Annotated in this window: 15 protein-coding genes; 5 read left to right on the top strand and 10 right to left on the bottom strand. The window is 42.4% G+C overall.

The features are described from left to right. Positions 1-698 precede the first annotated feature (698 nt). Positions 699-1589: a tetratricopeptide repeat protein gene (locus tag DP117_RS27640; protein WP_169221409.1), complete on the top strand. Its 891-nt coding sequence runs from the start codon at positions 699-701 to the stop codon at positions 1587-1589. A 437-nt stretch (positions 1590-2026) separates the two neighbouring features. Here DP117_RS27640 and DP117_RS27635 read toward each other — a convergent pair whose 3' ends face one another. Then, positions 2027-2431 carry a response regulator gene (locus tag DP117_RS27635; protein WP_169221408.1) on the bottom strand — a complete coding sequence of 135 codons (405 nt, stop codon included), beginning with the start codon at positions 2429-2431 and terminating at the stop codon, positions 2027-2029. Between the two features lie 255 nt (positions 2432-2686). Between DP117_RS27635 and DP117_RS27630 the strand changes: the two genes are divergently transcribed. Both DP117_RS27630 and DP117_RS27625 read left to right on the top strand, forming a co-directional pair. After that, on the top strand, positions 2687-5239 hold the full coding sequence (locus DP117_RS27630; RefSeq protein ID WP_169221407.1) for a DNA topoisomerase (ATP-hydrolyzing): 2553 nt from the start codon (positions 2687-2689) through the stop codon (positions 5237-5239). A gap of 398 nt (positions 5240-5637) precedes the next feature. Continuing rightward, positions 5638-5817 carry a chlorophyll a/b-binding protein gene (locus tag DP117_RS27625; RefSeq protein ID WP_169221406.1) on the top strand — a complete coding sequence of 60 codons (180 nt, stop codon included), beginning with the start codon at positions 5638-5640 and terminating at the stop codon, positions 5815-5817. A gap of 503 nt (positions 5818-6320) precedes the next feature. On the opposite strand, the gene rpoD is transcribed toward DP117_RS27625, so the two are convergent. The 3 genes from rpoD to gyrB form a co-directional block, all read right to left on the bottom strand. Beyond that, a complete protein-coding gene (gene rpoD, locus DP117_RS27620; RefSeq protein ID WP_169221405.1) occupies positions 6321-7496 on the bottom strand; it encodes an RNA polymerase sigma factor RpoD in 1176 nt (391 codons plus the stop codon). Positions 7497-9517: 2021 nt separating this feature from the next. After that, positions 9518-10135, bottom strand: a complete 618-nt coding sequence (locus DP117_RS27615) for a fasciclin domain-containing protein (protein WP_169221404.1) — start codon at positions 10133-10135, stop codon at positions 9518-9520. Positions 10136-10419: 284 nt separating this feature from the next. Further along, positions 10420-12357 (bottom strand): DNA topoisomerase (ATP-hydrolyzing) subunit B, encoded by a 1938-nt coding sequence (gene gyrB / locus DP117_RS27610; protein ID WP_169221403.1) that lies wholly within the window; start codon positions 12355-12357, stop codon positions 10420-10422. 320 nt (positions 12358-12677) lie between these two features. On the opposite strand from gyrB, the gene miaA reads away from it, so the two are divergent. Together miaA and DP117_RS27600 are read left to right on the top strand one after the other, a co-directional pair. After that, positions 12678-13655 (top strand): tRNA (adenosine(37)-N6)-dimethylallyltransferase MiaA, encoded by a 978-nt coding sequence (gene miaA / locus DP117_RS27605; protein ID WP_169221402.1) that lies wholly within the window; start codon positions 12678-12680, stop codon positions 13653-13655. A 251-nt stretch (positions 13656-13906) separates the two neighbouring features. Continuing rightward, complete coding sequence (locus tag DP117_RS27600; RefSeq protein ID WP_248277860.1) at positions 13907-14620, top strand: GDSL-type esterase/lipase family protein; 714 nt, start codon at positions 13907-13909, stop codon at positions 14618-14620. A 111-nt stretch (positions 14621-14731) separates the two neighbouring features. Here the strand turns inward: DP117_RS27600 and mdh are convergent, their stop codons facing one another. The 6 genes from mdh to DP117_RS27570 form a co-directional block, all read right to left on the bottom strand. Beyond that, complete coding sequence (gene mdh / locus DP117_RS27595; protein ID WP_169221400.1) at positions 14732-15712, bottom strand: malate dehydrogenase; 981 nt, start codon at positions 15710-15712, stop codon at positions 14732-14734. 19 nt (positions 15713-15731) lie between these two features. Then, positions 15732-15947 carry an NAD(P)H-quinone oxidoreductase subunit O gene (locus DP117_RS27590; protein ID WP_169221399.1) on the bottom strand — a complete coding sequence of 72 codons (216 nt, stop codon included), beginning with the start codon at positions 15945-15947 and terminating at the stop codon, positions 15732-15734. A gap of 552 nt (positions 15948-16499) precedes the next feature. Next, complete coding sequence (locus DP117_RS27585; RefSeq protein ID WP_169221437.1) at positions 16500-17351, bottom strand: DNA-formamidopyrimidine glycosylase; 852 nt, start codon at positions 17349-17351, stop codon at positions 16500-16502. Between the two features lie 97 nt (positions 17352-17448). After that, complete coding sequence (locus tag DP117_RS27580; protein WP_169221398.1) at positions 17449-17661, bottom strand: photosystem I reaction center subunit IV; 213 nt, start codon at positions 17659-17661, stop codon at positions 17449-17451. A 177-nt stretch (positions 17662-17838) separates the two neighbouring features. Next, positions 17839-18117 (bottom strand): type II toxin-antitoxin system RelE/ParE family toxin, encoded by a 279-nt coding sequence (locus tag DP117_RS27575; RefSeq protein ID WP_169221397.1) that lies wholly within the window; start codon positions 18115-18117, stop codon positions 17839-17841. Beyond that, the gene (locus DP117_RS27570) at positions 18114-18380 is read right to left on the bottom strand and encodes a ribbon-helix-helix protein, CopG family (RefSeq protein WP_169221396.1); all 267 of its coding nucleotides are present in this window, start codon (positions 18378-18380) and stop codon (positions 18114-18116) included. Before DP117_RS27570 ends, DP117_RS27575 begins: the two co-directional genes overlap by 4 nt. Between the last annotated feature and the right edge of the window lie 61 nt (positions 18381-18441).

The following is an 18441-nucleotide window of genomic DNA, read 5'->3' as shown; positions in this document are numbered from 1 at the left end:
GGCTGGGGCTTTCTTGATAACTAGGGGTGTAGGGGAATAGGGGTATAAGGGTGTAGGGGACTCCACCAGGCGCGGGATGGAGTTTTAAACAAGGATACCGTGTTTTTTCGCCTTACTTTCGTTTGAAAACACATCTTTTTTTTCTCTTCCCCTTAAAAGAGGAGGGAGGGGGAACTCCGTGGACATTACCGGGCAATCTTGGTCAAAATGCCCACCCTTACCCCCGTCCCGTTGGCGCAGCCGCCCTTTCAGGGCTAGGGACTTGGTAAATAGAGTATCGGAAATTGGCTCAATACCTTATCAAGTACTGGCAAGGGCGGACATTGTTATATCCTTTCACGAAAATCCTGATATATTTCACTTCCCCTGCTTACTCTTCCCTGGTGCAACCCAAGTGCTTGCCCATCATGTTCCAACCTTAAAGTGAAACGATTTAGTGGTTGTCCATGTCTATGGAAAATGAAGCGACATAGATTCGAGCACACAAAGCCAGCACTCCAACTTCTGTTTGCACAACGCGCGCTGGCGCGGAAACCTCCAAAGGCGCACTCTCTCCTCAAGAAGAGCTTCTAGTGTATCCGCAGGAAATATCCTAAATTCTTCTGTGCTCTTGTTTGTAAAATTTTGCTGTCGTCAACTGGGGAAATCGTTTAAGCTAACTGAAAGTATTGTTTCATTCTTGGCAAAGAGGCGGTAGTGTGCCTAAACGAATTGGTTTGATTTCTCTTTTGATTGTTTGTGGTTTGTGTATACCTCAACCCACAAATGCACAAGCACTGATTCCTCATACACTGCAACTTGATGCAGTGAAGTTGGAACAGCAAGGGTTAAGTCTGGCAAAGGAAGCAGCACAACTCGCGCAGTTTCAACAGTATGAACTCGCTCTACCAAGAGCTAGGTTAGCATCACAACTAGCTCCTAAGAACGAGAAAGTGTGGTTTCTGTTGGGTGGTTTGTATGTACAAACTAAAAAATTGGATGAAGGTATTAATGCTCTGAAAAAGGCACAATCTCTCAATCCAAAAAATGGCGATGTTCAGTTGGCTTTGGGTTCTGCTTACTTTCAGCAGCAAAAGTACCAAGAGGCGGTGAGTTACTACCAACAAGGTTTGAAGTTTAAACCCAATGATCCAGAGGGATTGTTTGATTTGGCTAATGCTTACTATATGTTGAGGAAACTTCCAGACGCGATCGCCTTGTATAAAAAAGCTGTTTCCTTTGATAAAAAATTCTGGCCCGCCATTAATAATGTTGGATTAATTTTGTACGAACAGGGTGATGTCCAGGGTGCAATGAAGCAATGGCAAGACGCTGTGAGTATTGAAAAACAAGCGGCAGAACCTTTACTAGCATTGGCAGTCGCTTTATATGCTAAAGGCGATCGCGCACAAGGTCTAGCAATGGGACAAGCTGCTATCCGTATTGATGAGCGTTATGCTGATTTAGATTTTCTTAAACAAAATCTTTGGGGTACACGCCTGCTGTCTGATACAAAAAAATTCTTAGAATTACCTGGCATTCAAGCTGCTCTCCAGCAACGTGAAGAACCTTCAAATTCTACCACCAGGCAACGGAGTATTCCACAATAGAGGGCAGGGAAGTCTTAGGGATGAGGAAAATCTCGTAAGCTCTTTCGGGCACGCTGCGCTTACGGAGAAATTCGCTTATTCACACAGTGAGAAAAAATTTGAATTTATAATTTTAAATTTTGTTTGCGTAGCGTGCCCGTAGGGCATATGTTTGAGCAGCTAGTGAGGCAGAGACTTCTAATGGGTGAATGCGTCAAGCGTGTAGCGCGTGGCACCAACAGCCATATTTTGAATTGCTTTGTCCTTCATAACCACTTGCTCAAAATTGCATCTAATAGTACATATATATTATTCTGTTCAAGAAACAGTAGTCCTGCACACGTATTGTGATTGGGCTACTGTTCCAGGTCTGTTCTTAAGTCAAGGACACTACTATGGAAATGTCCTAAGTGGTGTTTACCATGAGGGAAACATTTTTTTTGTTTCAAATGGTGCGTTTAGTTGTTCTGTTTTGGTAGCAGTGCCAGGATCTGGTCAACAAACTGTTGATGGTCCACAATCGGCTTAGAGATGTAGCCATCAGCACCACTTTGTTTAAGAAAGTTCTCGCGATCGCCTTCCATAGCGTGTGCGGTTACCAAAATAATAGGTAAGATAGCTGTTTGCGGGTCAGCTTTTAACATTTGTGTAATTTTGATACCATCAACAGACTTACCTTGGTAAACACTTTTTGACAGAGAAACATCCATTAAGATAATGTCAACTTCTCCCGATTGGGCAATTTTGATAACTTCTTCTACATTTTCAGTATGTTTTACCTCCAAGCCACCTCGCTTAGTCAAGATTTTGGAAAAAACGCGAGCATTAATCAGATCATCTTCGACAATCAAAACAGTTTTCATGAGAATTTCACTAGGATGTGCTTATTTTAACTAGAGGCACACAGGTCAGTGAAGGGGAGAGTACCACAATCATGAAAACCTTGTGTGCTTTATTTGAAATAATCAATATAAATCTTCGTCAACAAGGATACTACTGCTTTCTATCCTGTGACTATCAAGATTGTGTAATGAAAAGTATTTCATCCGTTATGCTGTGGTTGCTGCAGTCTTCATTAACGGCAAATTCTGTGTAGTAGAAATTTAGGGAAAAAACTCATGGCAAAACAGTTAAACCTTCTCTGTGAGGGACAGGTCATCACCACAGCCTTGCATACCGAGATGCAACGGTCTTATCTCGAATATGCCATGAGTGTCATTGTCGGGCGGGCGTTACCAGATGTGCGAGATGGCTTAAAGCCAGTTCACCGACGCATTTTGTATGCAATGCACGAATTGGGGCTGACACCGGATCGACCCTACCGTAAGTGTGCGCGTGTGGTAGGAGATGTGCTAGGTAAGTATCACCCCCACGGTGACCAAGCAGTGTATGATGCCTTAGTCAGACTGGTACAGGACTTTTCTAGTCGCTATCCCCTACTGGCAGGACATGGTAATTTCGGGAGTGTGGATAATGACCCGCCAGCAGCGATGCGTTATACAGAAACGCGCCTCGCATCCATCAGCCATGAGGGAATGCTGACGGAAATTGGTGAAGAAACGGTGGATTTTATCGGTAACTTCGATAATTCCCAGCAGGAACCAACTGTATTGCCAGCACAGTTGCCATTTCTTTTGCTCAATGGTAGTTCTGGTATTGCTGTGGGGATGGCGACGAATATTCCACCGCATAACTTAGGAGAAGTGATAGATGGGTTAATAGCATTGATCGATAACCCAGAGTTACCTGATGAAAAGTTATTTGAACTTATTCCCGGACCAGATTTTCCCACCGGTGGTGAAATTGTTGGTAACGCAGGAATTCGTGAAGCATACACCACAGGGCGAGGTAGTATTGTGCTGCGGGGAATTGCCCAAATGGAGGAAGTTACCCAAAGCAGGGGGAGCAAGCGGCGAACAGCAATCGTGGTGACGGAATTGCCTTATCAAGTGAATAAGGCTGGCTGGATTGAGAAAGTCGCAGATCTGGTGAATCAAGGTCGTCTAACGGGAATTGCGGATCTGCGGGATGAGAGCGATCGCCAAGGAATGCGCGTCGTGATTGAGCTCAAACGCGATACCAATCCCCAAGAAGTCCTCCAAAATTTGTATCATCAAACTGCCTTGCAAAGTAACTTTGGGGCGATTCTCCTCGGTTTGGTAGATGGACAACCGCGTCAGTTGAGCTTACGTCAACTGTTGCAGGAGTTTTTGAGTTTCCGAGAGCAAACACTGAACCGCCGCTATTCTCATCAGTTAGGTAAGGCGGAAAGTCGGCTGCATTTGCTTGAAGGTTTACTTAAAGCGCTGTCTCATCTGGATGAGGTTGTAGAGATTTTACGAAGCGCTGCTGATGGTACTACGGCAAAAATTGGCTTGCAAAACCGATTGGATATGAGTGAGGTGCAAGCGGATGCGATCTTGGCTATGCCAATGCGACGCTTAACCAATTTAGAACAGCAAAACTTACACAAAGAACATGACGAGCTCAATGAACAAATTCAGAGCTTGCGAAGATTACTAGAGGATAGACGAGAATTACTGAAGTCACTCAAAAAAGATTTGCGATCGCTCAAGCGCAAATACAGTGATGAGCGTCGGACGAGGATAGGCGTAATAAGTGAGGAGGAAGCCAAGGGACAAGGGGACAAGGGGACAAGGGGACAAAGGGACAAAGAAGCAGAGGGTCTAAAATCCACATTCCCAGGCGGTAACCTAGGAACGAGAAATTCTAATTTGGAAGTACCACCAGAAGATGTGGTTTTAGAGTTTACCCAACGGGGATATGTACGCCTGAGGTCTTCATCCCGAAAGGCAAGAGCTGACAATGGTACGTCTGATAATGACACGATTATCCAAAGTGTGTTGACCGACACAGCAAAAGAGTTGCTTATCCTCACTAGTGGTGGCAAAGTTTACCCAGTGAATGTGGTAGATATTCCTCCCACCAGTGGACGTTCTGCAAGGGGGACACCATTGATTACTTTGCTTTCAAATTCTGCTCAGCAGGATGCTCAAGAAGGTGTGATTAACCGCTTTGTATTACCGGATCATCCAGAAAATGGCGAGATTGTTCTGTTGACTAAGCAAGGAAGAATTAAGCGTCTACCCCTGACAGAATTGACGAACCTCACTCGTCGTGGAATAACTATCTTGAAACTCAAAGACGACGATGAATTGTTATGTACTCAGTTCACCACTGGGGGTGAACATTTGGTTTTAGCAAGTTCGGGTGGGCGAGTCTTGAAGTTTGAGGTGAATGACAATCAACTCCCGATTATGGGTCGTGCTGCTATGGGTCTGCAAGGTTTACGCGTGCGCCAGCAAGAGGAAATGGTTGGTTGTGTGACCTCAAGCACAAAGGAAAACCTGTTACTAGTCACTCAATTAGGATACGCTAAACGCATTCCTGTGAGTACTTTGCGGGCAGCAAATCGGGGTGACATTGGAACTCAAACCTTTAAATTCACTAGTAAAACTGACTTACTAGCAGGAATGGTACGAGCAACTGCTGATGCTGAAGTGGTCCTGGTTACTAATCACCAGAGAGTGGTACGCCTGAAAGTGGAAACAATTCCAATTTTAAGCAAAGATGGCACTGGTGAAAATATCCTTCAACTCAGTCGCGAAGAAAAAATCATGATTGTTACCGAACTCTCTAGTCATGCTTAGCTTACAGCGATAAGGGTAGAAAGCCTACGGCGCATCTTAAAGATGCGGACGCCAGAATAAGCATGAGGAAAACCCTCCTGGGCGTGCTGGCGAATGAATGCGTTGCAGCTAAAAGCAACAAGTGCTGTTAGAAAGCGCCAATGACCCTGAAGATTTTTACTTTACGAAAAAATTACATAGGACTTATGCACCATCTGCCACCAAACTGGTTTTGTGAGTTCGTATTTGGTTACGAAACAGATGATTTTTGGTAAAAACCAGGTTTCTTTGCGTAAGTCCTGATACAAATCGAGAAGTTTTAACAAAGCCATAAAAAACATGACACTTCTTCAAAATGTTTGTTATATTTATTTACGTAAGGTAACAAACCTTAAACAATTTAGTTTGGAGTGCCAGTTATGACAAACCCAACAAAAGCTACTATCCCCGTAACTGATGACCGCAATACCTGGCGTTGGGGTTTCACACCTCAAGCAGAAATTTGGAACGGTCGCCTAGCAATGATTGGCTTTCTAGCAGCCGCTTTCATTGAACTGTTTTCTGGTCAAGGTTTCTTACACTTCTGGGGCATCCTGTAAGGTTTAAGACTACAGATTGCTAAGTCATAAATACATACATAAATAAGCAAAAACCTGGAAGTTTTCACAACTCCAGGTTTTTTCACAATATGCTATCGAAGTTTTGTTAGCTTAAGTCCTGCGGAGGCTTGCACCAACATTTAGCTCAAGCCCTAGGAAGACCACACTCAATACAGTTGCTGTTAACGTAAATTGTTGCTCAGAAAAACCTGGTAACTTCTGTGAAGCCGGGTTTCTATTAAGCGTGCTTATCACCAACCATATTGGAACCACACTAGGAGAGACACAAATGTGATTTAACTCCTGCTGGAAAAAGCTTCGAGAAACCTCAGTTGAGATTTCTCTTAAATTCAATCAAAATTCAAACAATTCAATGATTTTTTGAATTTTGTATCTCTTTAGAGGAAGAGCTAAGAATTTCATGCAGTGTGTCCCTAATGCTTTAGGAACGAAAGCGAGAGTCATTTGTCTAAAATCAATAACTCATGACATATAATAGAAGACTAACGGATGTACTCTTTAAGAACGCTGTTGCGATTTGGATGACGTAACTTACGTAACGCCTTAGCCTCAATTTGACGAATTCGTTCACGAGTCACATTGAAAATTTGTCCAATTTCTTCTAGGGTCTTCATACGACCGTCATCTAACCCATAACGCAATCTGAGAACATCTCTTTCACGAGGGCTAAGACTATCGAGGACTTTTTCGAGATCTTCTCGCAGCAGGTTTTTAGAAACTTGGTCTTCTGGTGTTTCACTATCAGACTCAATAAAATCGCCCAGTCGAGAATCTTCTTCTTTGCCAATAGGCGTTTCTAGTGAAATAGGCAGTTGTGCAGATTTTGCAATAAACCGCAGTTTCTCAATGGTCATCTCCATGCGAGTCGCTATTTCTTCTTCAGTAGGTTTGCGACCCATTTCTTGAGAAAGCAGCTTGGTTGTTTTCTTAATCCGGGAAATGGTTTCGTACAGATGAACCGGAAGGCGGATAGTACGTGATTGGTCAGCGATCGCACGGGTGATTGCTTGACGAATCCACCATGTTGCGTATGTAGAAAACTTGTATCCTTTCTCGTGATCAAACTTTTCTGCTGCACGAATCAAGCCGAGACTACCTTCTTGAATCAAGTCTTGGAAAGACAAGCCTCGATTCATATACTTCTTAGCAATTGAGACTACAAGACGCAGGTTAGATTGCACCATCTTGTCTTTCGCTCTGCGACCAATGTGCAGTCGATAGCGAAATTGTGGCAAAGGTATTTGTACCGCTTCTGCCCATTCACTGTCTCGAGGATCACGTGCTAACTGCTGCGAAAGTTTTTCGCGCACTCGCTCTAATTCCAGTAAATCGGCAATCTTGCGTGCCAATTCAATTTCTTCGTCCGCACGCAACAGGCGAATTCGACCTATTTCTTGCAAGTAAAGCCGGATTGAATCTTCGGTGTAATGCTTTTTCTTGCTTTGAGACCGACGACGCCCTTTAGCGGCTTTTCCAGACTTTGCGTCGTCCTCATCAGACTGAGGCTCTAAAAATTCATCGAGTTCGCCTTCATCGCCTGTCAGTAAGTCCTCTTCATCGTCAATTAAGAGTTCTTCTAACTCAATCTCAGGCTGATTTATTATTTCTAGGTCATCAGGCTGATATATATTTTCGAGTACGTTGTTAGCCTGGTTCATGCCGCGTTCCTCATGCTCCTTGCAGAATCAATTACTTAAGACGTGTTTGCTGCTCTTAAGGTGAACTATTTACCAACAGAAGAAAAAGAGTGCTTTTGGCGACTTTGCCTAAGATAACTTGAGAATTTTTACACCTTCATAACGGAATTTTCCCTTAGAGGAAAAGCTTAGTTGAAGGTCAATTCTTAATCCTTAGTCAACACCATGTGTGTTGCACAGCAACATAACTTTTAACTAGCTAGTCTAAAAAAGACCCATCTTGCTAAAAAAATTTAGCACTCCATACAAATGAATATGACTGTTGGGAGATTCTTTTGTAAAGACTGTTCCGATTGTAGCCTGTTTCACAGAAATTGCACTGTTTTTGTGTCGTAATCATGAATTTTTTGAGCAAATTGAAGGCTATTCCACAAAAAGTAAGACATAGAAAAAAGAACCCGTACTTTTGTATTTTCTCCAAAACTTTGTGAAATTGCAGGAGTTGGGTAAAACAAGCGAAAAATCGCGGTTCCTCCAGAAAAATCGCCCGATGAGAGCATTGTGAGCCACTTGCTGTGAGTCCACCGCTGACCTTGCCCAGTTTTTTGTGTCGGGATATACTCGTGTTCCGACTTAGGGAGGACCATGCTTGGGGAGGCAGTAGCCCGAGTCTCCTCCAACCCCAGAGGGGAGCCTAAGCTTCCGGTTGTCGCAAGTGGCGTGCATTTCTGTCCGCCCTTGCCAGTGGGCTGTTGGACGTTAAGCGGAGTTCCAGAGTACCCAGGGGGGAACGCTCCGTTATCGCACAAGTGCGTGAGAACCAAAGACGAGCAAGTCACACAGGAGGGCTGCTGTGCCTAATTGAGGAGCCACTGCGTTTGGGGGGTTTTCCCAAGTCGGTGCAAGTGGCGTCGGACTGGCTCATTCGCAAGCAGGTGATCAAGCGCTAAGGCTTATGAGGCACCGCAGTTTTTCAGCACGAGCAATGAAGCGGTATTCTCATTTCAATTTTATGTTGTCACACCGGCTTCTAACTTGTCCAAGGTCTTACGTGGAACATTTATTACCTATAAACTGCATGTTTTTTGACAAATTAAGTCAAAAAAATGAGTATACTCATTTTTACATTTCCTTTACAAGCTACTGAGTAGAGTTAAGATCGCCATCTGGCGACAAGTATGTCATACACAGCCTATCTAAGGTGGCTTTGTGTTTTCTTCTATTGGGCGTACCATAGGCACCATGAATGGGAATAGAACAATGGTGGTGTTTTGTGGTCACTTAACCTTGTTCTGCCAATCACTTTAACTCAGGAGTCAAGACTTTGGCAGCATCAGTTAGATAGACAAGGAATGTAGACTGAGTCAATTTGCTCTTAATCACACGTTAACGCACTGTTGAAACTTCAACCTTATGAATCTTGACAAACTGTTCTTATTGTATCCAACGATATTTTAATCAATTCAAAAAGGATTTGACAGATAGGACTATCGATAATCACCCACATAACGCCTTATTTCATAAGATAGATGCGAGATATACTATAACTTACTATTCGGCGCAGTGATCCTGGGCATCAAAAACACGAGAGGAAGGTCAGGAGCAAACAAGGAGGTTCTTCATTTTCAAATCAGGCATTCATGGGAAAATCCCACGGTTCTTGCCATGAAAAAGATTTTTTCCTTTGATTGTTGTGCCTGCTTGAGTTGTTGCGTTCTATTCTCAGGCTAGAAAGGAAGAGGGTTTGAGCTAACTTCACTTTTCGTGACATACTTATTTACAATAATTTGCGCTTTCAACGCTTTTTTATAAAAAAAACTCATTATATTTTAAAAATAAATTATTTTTATTAATATAAAAACTTCATAAGTTATACCAAGTGTGAAAAATGATTGCCACAGGCGGACTAGTAAAAACGATTACCAGTGACTCTTTCACAATGACGCACTACGGAGCAGGTGAAAAAATTGGGCTAGTCCGTTGTGAGTTCTTTGTTCGGTGATCACTTTGTTATTTAACGAGAGCCAAAACTTGCTGGAAATTTAGAATTTAGGAGGTAGTATAACTTTGTCTACTACGTGAACAACGCCATTACTAGCTGGAATGTCTGCTTGAATGACTTTAGCATCGTTTACGATGATAGTATTGGTTGTGGTGTTAACCTTTACTGTTACAGCAGAACCTTCAACTGTTTTGACTTGTCCTGATGTCAGTTGACTGGATGTGACTTGTCCGGGTAAAACATGGTAACTTAGAAGCCTCGTTAATTTCTGCTTGTTTTCTGGTTTGAGAAGGCTCTCAACTGTACCTTTTGGTAAAGCAGCAAAAGCAGCATTAGTCGGAGCAAAGACTGTATAAGGTCCTTGTTTTGCCATTTGTTGAGTTAAGCCTGCGGCTTCGACTACTCGTGTTAGGGTTGTAAAAGAGCTTTCACTAGATGCTGAGCGTGCTAGCTCTGCTAGGTTTTTGCTTGCTGTTGGTGTTGTAGGAGTTTCCGCAATTGGAGAAACTGTAGAAAAATCTGCTTTTGGAGTTTGCGCAGTTTGAGGAGCAGTTCTATTATCCACTGTAGGCTGACCACAAGCAGACAAAGCAACGAGGTTAACTGCAAAAATCATGCAAAACAATAGTTTTGCTGAAATGCTTTTGCTTGCTTTCATGGATTATGAATATGGGTATTAAAGAATCCATAACTTTTTACAAAAGTTAATAAAGTAGCTGAGTGCGTTCTTCACTTTTAAGACATAAATTATGAAGTAGCACAACCGACTTCGCTTTGCTGGGTGGAGGTTGGCTTTTCCGGTTTCAACAACTCAGCCTCAAAATCTGAAGAAATTTACAAAAGCGCTCCGAAGTCCAAAGTTTAAAGCTTTGGACTTTCACTTGCGACTTACTGATTAGTCTAACAAGTTATTAGCGAACTTAAAGTAAATAGCTGGTTGGATTAGATATCCAAATCTGTTAAGTTGAGTTTAGAACCGTAAGTTTCAATAAACTCGCGACGAGGTGCGACGCGATCGCCCATTAAAATGGTGAAAATGCGATCAGCTTCTGCGGCGTCTTCTATTTCCACTTGCTTGAAGGTGCGAGTTTCTGGGTTCATTGTAGTTGTCCAGAGTTGTTCTGGCATCATTTCACCCAAACCTTTGAAGCGTTGGATGGTATAGTTGGCGTTGTCGGGAAACTCAGCGATGCGCTGTTGCAATTCGCGATCGCTATAGCAATAGTAGTGATTGCGTCCTCGTTCTACCTTATAGAGTGGGGGACAAGCGATGTAAATGTAACCCTGTTCAATTAATGCTCTTTGATACCGATAGAAGAAAGTCAACAACAGAGTCCGGATATGCGCTCCATCTACGTCAGCGTCAGTCATGATTACAATACGGTGATAGCGCAATTGGGAAGCGTCGAATTCCTCTCCCTTGACTCCCAAACCAAGCGCCGTAATTAACGATTGGATTTCCGTATTTTTGTAGATTTTGGCGTCGTCAGTTTTTTCAATATTCAGGATTTTACCGCGTAAAGGGAGAATTGCTTGGAAGCGGCGATCGCGTCCTTGTTTAGCACTTCCACCTGCTGAGTCTCCTTCCACAAGGTAGATTTCTGACTCTTTGGGGTCTCTAGTACTGCAATCTGCTAATTTACCTGGTAAAGGTGAAGATTCGAGAACCGATTTGCGACGCACCAATTCCCGCGCATGTCGGGCGGCTTCTGCGGCTTTGAAAGCTTGGATAGCTTTATCTAAAACAGAATCAGCAACACTAGGGTGAAATTCTAGGTACTCGCTAAGAACTTCTCCTACAAAAGAATCTACAATTCCCCGGACTTCTGTGTTACCAAGTTTAGTTTTGGTTTGTCCTTCAAATTCCGGTTCTGGCACTTTAACAGAAATTACGCCTGTCAAACCTTCACGCACGTGTTCGCCACTGAGGTTAGATTCATTCTCTTTAATTTTGTTGCGCTTGCGGGCGACTGCGTTTAAGGTGCGAGTCAGAACAGCTTTTAAACCTTCTAGATGTGTACCACCGTCTACCGTGCGAATGTTATTGGCAAAGCCCAGTACATTGTCTGTATAAGCATCAGTACACCACTGCAAAGCAACTTCCACGTTGACGTTGTTACGTTCTCCCTGCACGAAAATGACTTCTTCATGCAGTGGCTGCTTATCGCTGTTCATATAGGTGATGTATTCCCGAATACCGCCTTTATATTCATAAGTTTCTACCTTGGGCGTATCACTTTTAAGTAATTCCAGACGGTTATCAGTAAAAGTAATTTTAACGCCTGCATTTAGGTATGCTAATTCTCGCAGGCGACTAGCTAAAGTCGTGTAATCAAATTCAGTGCTCGTTGTAAAAATTTGGGCATCTGGTTTGAAAGTCACAGAAGTTCCTGTGCGGTTTTCTTTGTAGGGCTTTGCTATGAGTTCCGTGACGGGTATACCCCTCTCGTAGCGCTGGATATGAACCTTTTTATCTCGCCAAACTGTCACTTCTATCCACTCGGATAGGGCGTTGACTACAGAAACACCAACTCCGTGCAAGCCCCCAGAAACTTTGTATCCTCCACTGCCAAATTTTCCTCCAGCGTGTAATACAGTTAACACGGTTTCCAATGCTGATTTCCCCGTTTGGGGGTGAATATCTGTGGGGATGCCTCGACCATCATCTACAACGGTTACAGAACCATCAGAGTTGAGATCCACCTCCACATGGGTGCAGTAACCCGCCAAAGCTTCATCGATCGAGTTGTCCACCACCTCGTAAACTAAATGATGGAGTCCTCGCGGACCTGTGGAACCTATATACATTCCCGGTCTTTTGCGAACGGGTTCCAGACCTTCCAGAACTTGAATCTGAGCGGCACTGTAACTGCTCGTCATGTAAACTCTCCTGTTAAGTGGGGGTGAAATCGCAAAAAAACAAAAAATAGAAAAACACTCCAAAATTGTAACACAAAAGGCTTCATGACGACTTTAGGGCAATTTGAAGAGAAGTTTATGATGGGGATGCACCTAACAAGTTATCAGTTATCAGTTATCAGTTATCAGTTATCAGTTACCAGTTATCAGTTTGAAGAAGAATTCAGCAATTGGTGCAATTCTTGATTCAGAAGAAATAAATAAAGAATTGCGACTCCTGACTCGGTGACTCCTGACTCGGTGACTCCTTTACTGTGTACTGTGTACTGAATTATTGACTAATGACTAAATTAATTGTGATTTGTGGCGCGACAGCGACTGGTAAGTCGGGGTTAGCGTTGGATTTAGCGATGCGGCTAGACTCAATAATTCTGAGTGCGGATTCTCGTCAGGTTTATCGGGAGTTTAATATTGGCACGGCTAAACCTACAGAAGCTGAACAAAAGTTAGTACCGCACTATCTTATAAATATCTGTGACCCCACAGACAATATGACTGTTGCAGACTATCAAGAGCAAGCACAGGCTTTAATTGCTTCTCCTCCAATTATTGAACACGGTGACAAACAGACAAACAGACAAACAGACAAAAAGAAAATTTTTCCCCTTGTCCCCTCTGCTTCTTGTCCCCCTCTTTTCTTAGTTGGTGGGACTGGCTTATACATACGTTCTATTACGCAGGGGATGAAGATTCCCAGGGTTGCACCGCACAAGGAATTGCGATCGCAACTAGAATCTTTAGGTCAAATGCAATTGTATGCCATGTTACAACAAGTTGACTTCATTGCCGCACAAAAGATTCATCCTCATGACTTAGTGCGGACTTTAAGAGCATTGGAGGTATTTTACGTCACTGGTCGCTCAATTTCAGAGCAGCAAGGAGAAACCCCTCCAAATTATCAGATTTTGCAAATCGGTTTAGACTGTGATTCTGCTTACCTTACCCAACGCATTGCACAGCGTACAGAGAAGATGATTGCAGATGGTTTGGTCACAGAGGTAGAATACCTTTGCAAGAAATATGGTGCTGATTTACCTTTACTGAATACTTTAGGATATCAGGAAATTAAACAATATTTGGCAGGAGAGATTTCTTTGGATGAAGCAAAAGAATTAACTGTTTTGCATACACGACAATTTGCCAAGCGCCAACGTACTTGGTTTAGAGCATATCCTCAAATTGAGTGGTTTGATATCGAAAATCCCGATTTACTAAAAGAAGTATGGCATTCTGTAGAGAAATTCATATATCTCCCATAAATACTTTATGTAAACCTAGTAATTTTATGTAAACAACCTATTAAAATACGTTAGTTAAGTGCAAATCGAATCGTGCCTTTACAATTCGGTCATCTTTTTTGTATATACATTATTAAATCTGTACCTTCTTAAAAGAAAAAGCAAAGCATTGACTTGCTAAAAAAAACATGAATAATAGAGCCATAATCTTATTACTGTTTACTTCTTTAACACTCAATCTTTTGTGTTTTGTACTTGGGACTTTTTTCTGGATGAAAAAAGGTGGTTGGGAATATTTTTACAAGAAAATTCTCAACAAAAATTCGCCAAAAGAAGATTATGATCCATACTATCTTCATAAAAAGAGTCTGTTTGAACTTTTGCCGAAATCGGGTTTAGAAATTATTTTTTTAGGAGATAGCCTGACTGAACAAGTTGACTGGTCAGAGTTATTACAAAATCCTAATATCAGAAATCGTGGCATTGGTGGTGATACTACGGATTTGATCCTGAATCGCCTAGACACAATATTAGCATCGAAACCCAAGAAAATTTTCTTAATGGTGGGTATTAATGATATGCTTGGCTTGGGTCAGGCTGTTAAAACTATAGAACAAATACTACTTGTATATTCTGCTATTTTGACGGAGTTTAAAAACAAAATACCGAACACAGAGGTTTTTATTGAAAGCGTTTTGCCAGTTCATAACAAGATAACTCGTTACTGGCAAGACAACAATAATATAGTGCAATTAAATTTACACTTAATAGAACTGGCAAAAGAGTTTTCCTATCAGTATATAGATGTTTATTCTCACGTATCAGATTCGGAAAATCAATTAGATATTTGTTATACAGAGGATGGTTTGCATTTAAATGGTCGAGGATATTTAAAGTGGAAGAATGTTATTGAAAAATATGTAAACGACACTAATCGAACTATTTTAAAAAACATTTCCACTGAAGATGTTTTTACAGAGTGTTAGGGTCAAAAATCAATATTATTACAACAAAGCTTTTATGATCTCCGCTTTCAAAGAAGAAGCGGAGATCATAAAAGAAAAAATCTTTTGGTGACGGGCGAGACAGACGTAATACTACCGACTGACAGCAGCGAAAACTTCCTGAGAACGGGCAATATTCTTACGTACTTCTTGTGCGGAAGTATGTAAAGCATTTCTTTCTGCATCAGTCAGTTTTAATTCCACGACTTCCTCAATTCCGCTATATCCCAAGCGACAAGGAACACCGATAAAAATATCATTTAAACCGTATTCACCTTGAAGATACGCCGCGATTGGCAACAGACGTGACTGATTTCGCAATATCGATTCCACCATTACGTAGGTAGAAGAGGCGGGTGTATAGAAAGCACCACCTGTCTGCATCAGTTCCACAATTTCTGCACCACCATTACGGGTACGTTCCACTAATCGCTCAATCGTCGCTGTAGTTAGCAATTCTGTAATCGGAATACCGTTAACAGTCGCATAACGTGGTAAGGGTACCATTAAATCTCCGTGGCTACCTAGCACCATTGCTTTAACATCAAGGGGACAAACTCCTAATTCCATCGCAATAAAGCTTTCAAAGCGTGCTGAGTCTAACACACCAGCCATACCCATAATGCGATTGCGTGGTAGTCCGATTGCTTGCCATACCAAATAAGTCATCACATCCAAGGGATTTGTGACAACGATATAGACAGCATCGGGAGAATAAGTCATTGCTTTCTTCGCAGCTTCGACTACTATCTTCGCATTTGTTAAAAGCAAATCATCTCGAGTCATGCCCGGTTTACGAGGAAAACCTGCTGTGATGACTACAACATTAGAACCAGATGTTTCAGCATAGTTGGTTGTACCAGTGATTCGACGATTATGCTGTTCAATTCCCCTTGCTTCCATCAAATCCAGTGCTAGTCCTCGGGGCATACCCTCGACAATATCAAGCAACACAACATCTGCCAGATTTTTTTCGGCTATGCGTTGGGCTAAAGTACTACCAACTTTACCAGCACCAATAACGGTGACACGGGGTGAATGACACTTGATTGGGGAGGAAGGGGAATAACTCATATTTGCGAATGGTTGAGTGTTATTTAAATTCTTCAAGTTGATCCAGACGTAACCAAATGTTTGGAGTTGGTACTTTCCCAAACTTTACAAAGGCATAATCACCTTTGATATCTACGATTTCACCCTTGGTCTCAAACAAATAAGAAGGAAAACGAGAGTCACTAGCTTGCGCTTCTAGACTGTTTTCCAGCTTCTCGCGGACAGCACGAACCATATCTCCTCTTTTTACAGCCATGAGTTTCCCTCGTGAGTATGTAAATTGTTTGATTAAGAAAGAATTCAGGAATCAGGAACCAGGAATCAGAATGACTCCTCAAGCAATGCTCGGTTGAATCAATGGCTTTAAGATCCCTACGCTCTTTGGTTCAGTAGTCTCAAATCCGCAGGGGATTTAACCCGCTACTGATTTGGGCTGGCTGAATTCTGACTTCTTCAATCAGGATTTTAGCTCGCATCAAGTCCTTATAAAGCAGGAGTTACTTCCTCCCTATTTGTGTTGGGATATGTCTTATACATTCTTTGCGTAGATATTCAGTTAGTTTTATGGCTGCTATGTTTAGATTCCTTAAATTTTCTACTGATAGTAGCTTCTTCAGAATCCAAAATTGCAACTGTAGGTGCGCGCAGATGTACGCAGATGGTTTTTAGATAACCTTCTGCTCTCATTTGCATTTATTCAAAATTCAGAATCTAAGTTCAGAATTGTATCATATCAATACATGATTTTTTATACATTAAAAATTTCAATATTAAGTTGTAACCTTTTTGATTTTGACTTTTAAATTGCTTATCGTTGGCATTGAACACAATAATGACTGGAACGCCCAGCTAACCGAGTCCGTTGAATTGCTGTACTACAAACTCGACAGGGTTCTCCAGCACGGTTATAAACCCAGGCAACTCCACCGTAGTTACCGTTGACTCCCTTGACATTTAGGAAATTACTGAACGTCGTACCACCAGCCTCAATGCTGGCTTTTAACACTTGAATGATACAAGAGCGCAAACGCTCAATTTGCTCTGGTTGCAAATGTGTACATAATGTTTGTGGCAAAACTCCACTCAGAAACAGCGCTTCATCAGCGTAGATATTACCTAAACCCGCTACTATTGACTGATCAAGAAGTGCTGTTTTTATGGGACGGCGGCGGTTTCGCAGCTTTCGCGCCAAATACTCAACAGTAAATTCAGGTGAAAAGGGGTCAACTGCTAATTTTCTCAAACCTGTAATGATACTTTCTGGTGCAACTCCTGGAGGAACCCACCACATTTGACCAAAGGTCCGCTGGTCAATAAAGCGCAATTCGTGTTCATCTTCAAAAAACAATCTGATTCGTGTGTGCTTGTGTAACAGCTCGTCTCGATGTAGCCACAGAAGTTGACCTGTCATTCGCAGATGAACACCCAGTATAGAGCATGGAGAAGATGAGGAGGAAACGGAGAGTTCGGCTAAGAGATATTTGCCGCGACGATGCCAAGTTGTGATTACACTCCCTTTGATTCGGGTGACAAACTCTTCTACAGAAAACGGGTGGGCGAGTGTGCGATGAAGCAGAACATCTCCACCCGTAATTTTTTGGTTAAGGGTCAATTGATTCAGACCCCGCCGGACTGTTTCAACTTCAGGCAGTTCAGGCATCTTTAATTTAGAAGATAAACAGATGAGGGAGATGGAAGGATAAGGGAGATACTTCCTCATTCTCCTCATCTTCCTCATCATAATCAGGCAAAGCCTGTTATTTCTTCGCCTTTGCTTTTGGAGGTTCAACTTCCAATAGTTCTGCCTGGGCAAAGTTATTGGTGTTGATGCCAGAGTAGTTTACTTTGTCAAAACGGACGATGACTGGGTATTTAATACCGCTTTGGTCAACAGACGCCACGGTTCCTACATCTTGGTACCAGTAGGATTCTGGGCGGAGAACACGCACTTTAGAACCACGTTGAACCATGAGTTTCTTCCCTTTTAGTTATCAATTGCCAATATATAAGGCTAATTGATTTCACTCTACAACCAGGAGGTCTCACTAAGAGGCTTTGTTAAGTTATTTATCTTGCTAAGGGAGGTCACAAAAATGTGATAACTCCCCATTATCCAACTCTTGGTAGGCGACTGTGCGGCTGATGCGCTACTCGAAGTCACGGAATTCCTTACCGTGCCATACCCGTAACACAAAAACGGTATCATCCTCTTGAAGATAGCGAACTACGTAGTTCCCGGCGATGAGTTCACGTACGTTTTCAAGTTCTGGGACGGGACGCCCGATATCCGGATTGAGTACAAGCTTTCCTATTGCTTGCCGAAGCCTGAGTGATACCCGTTCTGCCGCGTTCGAGTCGTTCCTGGTGATGAAGTCGCGTAGCCTTACCAAATCTCTTACCGCGCTTTCTGAGAACTTGAGCTTCATACCTTGGGTGCTTTTTCTTCAGTGACAGTTCCCCAAGTTTCAAGCCACTTCATGACTTCCTCACCAGAGACAACCCGGCTTGCCTGAATGTCGGCGATCGCTTCTTGTGTTTCTTCAAGCATCCGCAATTTCTGCTCTTGACGCGTTATGTATTGACGCAACGCGTCGTTTATGACCCAGCCTTTCGTACGTTGAAGTTTTGTAGCGGTTATTTCAAGCTTTTCTTCGAGGTCTTCATCCAGTCTGAAACTCGTGGTGCTCATCGCTCTCTCAAATATAATGCATCTTGATACAATGCATTATACACGAAAGATTGACTGATTG

Source organism: Brasilonema sp. UFV-L1, from assembly GCF_012912105.1.
GTDB lineage: Bacteria > Cyanobacteriota > Cyanobacteriia > Cyanobacteriales > Nostocaceae > Brasilonema.
The sequence above is the reverse complement of the archived record's forward strand: the minus strand, read 5'-3'. Positions and strand labels throughout refer to the sequence as shown.

What these genes read in the sequence shown, in the direction of transcription:
- gyrB (WP_169221403.1), bottom strand. Translation starts at nt 12,357, where the DNA reads ATGACGAGCAGTTACAGTGCCGCTCAGATTCAAGTTCTGGAAGGTCTG.
- DP117_RS27570 (WP_169221396.1), bottom strand. Translation starts at nt 18,380, where the DNA reads ATGAGCACCACGAGTTTCAGACTGGATGAAGACCTCGAAGAAAAGCTT.
- DP117_RS27615 (WP_169221404.1), bottom strand. Translation starts at nt 10,135, where the DNA reads ATGAAAGCAAGCAAAAGCATTTCAGCAAAACTATTGTTTTGCATGATT.
- DP117_RS27625 (WP_169221406.1), top strand. Translation starts at nt 5,638, where the DNA reads ATGACAAACCCAACAAAAGCTACTATCCCCGTAACTGATGACCGCAAT.
- miaA (WP_169221402.1), top strand. Translation starts at nt 12,678, where the DNA reads ATGACTAAATTAATTGTGATTTGTGGCGCGACAGCGACTGGTAAGTCG.
- DP117_RS27580 (WP_169221398.1), bottom strand. Translation starts at nt 17,661, where the DNA reads ATGGTTCAACGTGGTTCTAAAGTGCGTGTTCTCCGCCCAGAATCCTAC.
- DP117_RS27600 (WP_248277860.1), top strand. Translation starts at nt 13,907, where the DNA reads ATGAAAAAAGGTGGTTGGGAATATTTTTACAAGAAAATTCTCAACAAA.
- DP117_RS27585 (WP_169221437.1), bottom strand. Translation starts at nt 17,351, where the DNA reads ATGCCTGAACTGCCTGAAGTTGAAACAGTCCGGCGGGGTCTGAATCAA.
- DP117_RS27575 (WP_169221397.1), bottom strand. Translation starts at nt 18,117, where the DNA reads ATGAAGCTCAAGTTCTCAGAAAGCGCGGTAAGAGATTTGGTAAGGCTA.
- DP117_RS27590 (WP_169221399.1), bottom strand. Translation starts at nt 15,947, where the DNA reads ATGGCTGTAAAAAGAGGAGATATGGTTCGTGCTGTCCGCGAGAAGCTG.
- rpoD (WP_169221405.1), bottom strand. Translation starts at nt 7,496, where the DNA reads ATGAACCAGGCTAACAACGTACTCGAAAATATATATCAGCCTGATGAC.
- DP117_RS27630 (WP_169221407.1), top strand. Translation starts at nt 2,687, where the DNA reads ATGGCAAAACAGTTAAACCTTCTCTGTGAGGGACAGGTCATCACCACA.
- DP117_RS27635 (WP_169221408.1), bottom strand. Translation starts at nt 2,431, where the DNA reads ATGAAAACTGTTTTGATTGTCGAAGATGATCTGATTAATGCTCGCGTT.
- mdh (WP_169221400.1), bottom strand. Translation starts at nt 15,712, where the DNA reads ATGAGTTATTCCCCTTCCTCCCCAATCAAGTGTCATTCACCCCGTGTC.